Source organism: Sphingopyxis sp. (assembly GCF_035250425.1).
Lineage (GTDB): Bacteria > Pseudomonadota > Alphaproteobacteria > Sphingomonadales > Sphingomonadaceae > Sphingopyxis.
In genome coordinates this window covers 1-3974 of record NZ_DATFFD010000120.1, presented here as the reverse complement: position 1 = coordinate 3974, position 3974 = coordinate 1, and the positions used below count along the sequence as shown (strand labels likewise).

Here is a 3974-nt window from a genome sequence, read left to right as displayed (position 1 = left end):
GATCGCCTCGATGACGATGCCCTTGTCGATCATCTTCTCGCTGGCGACGCTGTTGGCAATCGCGAGCAGCTCGGCCTTGTTGGCGGAAATGGCAGTGGCCATCAGTCCTGTCCTTCTTCTTCCATTTCGTCGGCGCCCTCGATCGAGAGCGGGACGGTTGCGGCAATCAATTTGTCGGTGAGAACGAGCTTCGCGGTATCGATCGCGTCGAACGGCAGCTTGTGCTCCACACCCTCTTTATCCGAAATCGTGACGGTATCGCCGTCGATGCCGATCAGTTCGCCGTTGAAGCGCTGGCGCCCGTCGCGCTTTTCCTTGAGCGCGATCTTCGCCTCGTGCCCCGCCCAGTCGGCGAAGTCGGTGCGGCGCGTCAGCGGCCGGTCGATGCCCGGCGACGACACTTCGAGCCGGTACGCCTGATCGATCAGGTCCTTGCCCGCTTCCTCGAGCGCGTCGAGACGGTCGGAGATGCGGCGCGACAGGTCGGCGCAATCGTCGATCGTCAACTGGCGCGTATCGGGGCGCTCGGCCATCACCTGCAACGTCGGATCGCTCTCGCCGCCGAAAAAGGCGACGCGCACGAGCGCAAGGCCCAGAGCCTCGGCTTCGGGCGCGATGATCGCATTGAGGGCGTCGAGATCGGCCAATGAAATTTCCCGTTTCGGATGACCGGAAAGCATGTGGGTATAGCCGCCGCGGCCCGCGGCCCCGACGTCCCAACTGGCTAACCATGTCAAGAAGTACGGCGCATATAGGCTTTGGCGGGTGAGTCGGCAAGGGGGGAATGCGGCCTCGTCGCCGCAGCGAGCGCCTCGGTTGCATCGATCGCGAATATAGGATAGGGGGGTATCCTATGTCGCATACACATGCCAACAAGGACCAGCTCCTCGCACGCACCCGGCGGATCGCCGGGCAAATCGCGGCGATCGAACGCGCGATTGCGGGCGAGGCGGGTTGTGCGGCGATCCTGCATCAGGTCGCAGGGGTCCGTGGCGCGGTTGCCGGACTGATGGACGAACTCGTCGCCGAGCATATGCAATCACATGTCGTCGCACCCGGCCTCTCGGACGCCGAGCGCGCGCAAGGCGGCGACGAACTGCTCGCGGCGATCCGCCGCTACACGAAATAGGAGCCGGCATGTCTTTCGATAGCGAGATCGAAGCGCTGGCCCACGACCATGTCTTCCTCGGCAAGCGGCACGACGAGAATGCGCGGCGTACCTTGTGGGTGGTCGCACTCACCGCGGTGATGATGGTCGGCGAGATCGCCGCGGGGCTTGCCTTCAACTCGATGGCGCTGCTCGCCGACGGTTTTCATATGGCGACGCACGCGGGCGCGCTCGGCATCGCGGCGATCGCCTATGCCTATGCGAAGCGCCACGCGCATGGACGCCGCTACAGCTTTGGCACCGGCAAGGTCGGCGACCTCGCCGGCTTCGCCTCGGCGCTCGTGCTCGGCATCGTTGCGCTCGGCATCGCGTTCGAATCGGCGATGCGCCTTGTCGACCCGCGGCCGGTTGCCTTTACCGAGGCGACAATCATCGCGGTGATCGGGCTGGGGGTGAATGTCGTGAGCGCGCTACTGCTCGGCCATGGGCACGACCACGACCATTCGCATCATCACGGCGACGATCATCATCACGGCCAAACGCACGAACGCGACAATAATCTCCGCTCGGCCTATCTGCATGTCGTCGCCGATGCGCTGACCTCGGTGCTCGCGATCGCCGCCCTGCTCGGCGGGAGCTATCTGGGCTGGGTGTGGCTCGATCCGTTGATGGGGATCGCCGGATCGGTCGTGATCGCGGTGTGGGCCTGGTCGCTGATGCGTGACACCGGCGCGGTGCTGCTCGACGCGACCGACGCCGCGATCGAGGCCGAGATTCGCGAACTGGTCGAAGGCCCGGGCGACGCGAAGATCACCGACCTCCACGTCTGGCGCGTCGGTCCGGGCGCGCATTCGGCGATCATCAGCGTCGTCGGCGCGACGCGCGAGGTCATTTGCACGCGGGTCAAACCCGTCCACGAAATCGAACATCTGACGGTCGAGATTCGCTGAATCGGGCTGGGTGCGGCGGGATATTCGCTATCGGTTGCGCTGGGTAAATTCCGCTCGAATATTTCCTCCGTAAACAGCGGAGAATTACGGAAATTGCCAGAAACCTTGACTTTTTGGCAAAATAGTTTCAATCTGACGGAGCTAACGTCGCCTGCGACGGAAATTTGATGCCTAGCGGCGGATACTTCCCTTCACGCGCTACCAGCTCCTCCGGTGCTTTTGCCGGTTGATTATTTGTTTTCGTGAAAGGAAACACCCATGCCCATCGGCACCGTAAAATTCTTCAACAGTGACAAAGGCTATGGTTTCATCGCCAATGAAGATGGCTCGGGCGACAGCTTCGTCCACATCAGCGCCGTCGAGCGCGCCGGAATGGCGACGCTGAACAAGGAACAGCGCGTTTCCTACGAGCTGGAAACCGACCAGCGCGGCAAGACCTCGGCTGTCAATCTTCAGCCTGCATGATGATATCCGGCCCGGCGTCCTTCGGGGTGCCGGGCCGGACCATCCGCCGATCGTTTCGGCGTCCCAGCTCGTGCAGGCACCCCAAGGAATGATCCTATGGATATGAACGAGCTTTTCTACCGGCACCAGATGGCCTTGATGGCCGTCGGTCGCCCGCGCGGCGCCAGCGCGCGCCATGCCGATTTCGACCTGCCCGGCCATTATGCCGACCGCATCGACGCCTATCGCGCGCGCCGCGGCATGAGCCGATATTTCGCCGTTGCGCGTCCTGAAGTGACGCCGATCATCGGCGGCTAGTCGGCGAACGCCCCTGCGTTCTGCGCCTTCCCATATCCGCTCCGGCCCGCTGCCGAGCGACCCACCGCACAGGCATTGCAACATTTTGTTGGCGTTTCAGCGTATAAGGCTAGCTGACACCCCGTCCGCGCGAATCGGCGACGGGCGGAGCGATGGAATTTGATGCGCGAATGAAGCCCGAACTGTCCCTGACCGCCCGCTCGACGTGGCGCGACCCGGTGCCGGAAAAACCGGCGGGTCCGGGGCGCACCTTTTGGGCGGCGATCGTCGCGGTGATGGCGGTCGCATGCCTCGCCTTCCTGCTGTCGAGCGGGCAATTGCGCGCGCCGACGGTCTTTGGCCCGTATAGCGTGACGGTGCCGCTGAACTTTCGCGCTTATGATCCCGAACGCTGGGCGATCATGAATGCCGAGGATTATGCGGACGCGCTGAAGATCGACCCGACGCTGCCCGACCCCGACAGCGTCGGTTATGGCGACGCGGCGGCGCTGCCGCCTGCCGACCCCGCCCTGCTGCGCGAGGAAGCCTTTGTCGGCCCCCCCGCCAAACCCTATATATTCCGCGGCGTCACCGCGCTCGACCGCGAGCGCGCGCATTATTGTCTGACCGCCGCCATCTATTATGAAGCCGCGTCGGAAACCGACGACGGAATGCGCGGCGTCGCGCAGACGGTAATCAACCGCGTCCGCCACCCGAGTTTCCCCAACACCGTATGCGGCGTCGTTTTCCAGGGATCGCAGCGCGCGGGCGTGTGCCAGTTCACCTTCAGCTGCGACGGTGCGATGGCGCGGAGCCCAAGCAAGCCCAACTGGCTGCGCGCCAGCCGCATCGCATCGGCGGCGCTCGGCGGCACTGTCTTCCCCAAGGTCGGCCTCGCGACGCATTATCACACGCAGGCGATCTGGCCGCGCTGGGGCAAGAGCCTGGTGATGACCAATATCGTCGGCGCGCACATCTTCCATCGCTGGCGCGGCCGCTGGGGCATGCCCGACGCGTTCCGCGCGCCCTATCTGGGGCGCGAGCCGGTGCCCGGCCCCTATCTGCCGCTCGCGCAGCAGCTTGCGATCCTGACGGGTCAGGGACTTGCGCCCGGCGCCGGCCCGGCGCCGATGCTCACCGGCGCCGCCGCGCCGCTTCCCGATACGGCCGCGGCG

Annotated in this window: 6 protein-coding genes; 5 read left to right on the top strand and 1 reads right to left on the bottom strand. The window is 64.7% G+C overall.

The window, feature by feature from the left end:
* Window positions 1-101 precede the first annotated feature (101 nt).
* Window positions 102-647 (bottom strand): ribosome maturation protein RimP, encoded by a 546-nt coding sequence (gene rimP, locus VJ811_RS06760; RefSeq protein ID WP_324071493.1) that lies wholly within the window; start codon window positions 645-647, stop codon window positions 102-104.
* A gap of 206 nt (window positions 648-853) precedes the next feature.
* Between rimP and VJ811_RS06755 the strand changes: the two genes are divergently transcribed.
* From VJ811_RS06755 to VJ811_RS06735, 5 genes are all read left to right on the top strand, one after another.
* Complete coding sequence (locus VJ811_RS06755; RefSeq protein WP_324071492.1) at window positions 854-1129, top strand: metal/formaldehyde-sensitive transcriptional repressor; 276 nt, start codon at window positions 854-856, stop codon at window positions 1127-1129.
* Between the two features lie 8 nt (window positions 1130-1137).
* Window positions 1138-2058 carry a CDF family Co(II)/Ni(II) efflux transporter DmeF gene (gene dmeF, locus VJ811_RS06750; protein WP_324071491.1) on the top strand — a complete coding sequence of 307 codons (921 nt, stop codon included), beginning with the start codon at window positions 1138-1140 and terminating at the stop codon, window positions 2056-2058.
* Window positions 2059-2316: 258 nt separating this feature from the next.
* Window positions 2317-2523: a cold-shock protein gene (locus tag VJ811_RS06745; protein ID WP_037514749.1), complete on the top strand. Its 207-nt coding sequence runs from the start codon at window positions 2317-2319 to the stop codon at window positions 2521-2523.
* Window positions 2524-2625: 102 nt separating this feature from the next.
* Window positions 2626-2820 carry a hypothetical protein gene (locus VJ811_RS06740; RefSeq protein ID WP_324071490.1) on the top strand — a complete coding sequence of 65 codons (195 nt, stop codon included), beginning with the start codon at window positions 2626-2628 and terminating at the stop codon, window positions 2818-2820.
* Between the two features lie 170 nt (window positions 2821-2990).
* On the top strand, window positions 2991-3974 hold a 984-nt coding region (locus VJ811_RS06735), incomplete at its 3' end, for a cell wall hydrolase (protein WP_324071489.1).